The organism is Microvirga sp. HBU67558 (assembly GCF_018069605.1).
GTDB classification, from domain to species: Bacteria; Pseudomonadota; Alphaproteobacteria; order Rhizobiales; family Beijerinckiaceae; genus Microvirga; species Microvirga terrae.
Genome location: NZ_JAGPUP010000259.1, coordinates 1 through 709, shown reverse-complemented (window position 1 = coordinate 709; position 709 = coordinate 1). Strand labels below are relative to the sequence as shown.

At 61.9% G+C, this 709-nt stretch carries 1 pseudogene; it reads left to right on the top strand.

From position 1 onward, the window contains the following. Window positions 1-632, top strand: a pseudogene (locus KBI52_RS01110) (DDE-type integrase/transposase/recombinase); the annotation flags it as partial. Window positions 633-709: the final 77 nt, after the last annotated feature.

Below are 709 nucleotides of genomic sequence, written 5' to 3'. Positions count from 1 at the left end.
GCGCAGCAGCGCAAACGGGAGAGCGGCAGATTCAAGGATTACGATCTCGGCTTCGTGCACATGGACATCAAGCACCTGCCCAAGCTGAGAACCGCCAATGGCGAGAGCCGCAAACGCTTTCTCTATGTGGCTATCGACCGTTGCTCGCGTTGGGTGCATCTGGCGGTCAAGGACGACGAGCTGATCACCAGCGCGGTCGCCTTCCTGAAAGAGGCGGTCCGCGCCTTCCCCTTCAAGGTCACGCACATCCTGACCGACCGTGGCTCGTGCTTTACCGCCGATGGCTTTGAGGACGCCTGCCGCCAGCTGAAAGTGGAGCAGCGCAGGACTAAGCCGTACACGCCGCAAACCAACGGTCTCGTCGAGCGCTTCAACGGCCGGGTGCAGCGCGAGGTGCTGGGGATCACGATCGACACCACCGGGATCTGGAGACGCTGCTCAAAGGCTTCAATCAGGCCTACAACTGCAGACGCCAGCGCGGGTTGAAGGGGCGATCCCCCGAGCAGGTCGTGCACAGCCGCTTGGTCGCCGAGCCGACGCTGGCCAACCGCCGCTACAAGCCACCCGATGCAGACGCTTTGCCGCCAGCCCTCCAGGTCGTCGCTCATGCCAAGGAGGTCTCGCATCCAGACAACCTAGGACGAGAGAGCTTCAAAACTCATGCCAACTGCGCCGCACCCTCTCTAGAAGTAATTTCTCCATCCTGGTC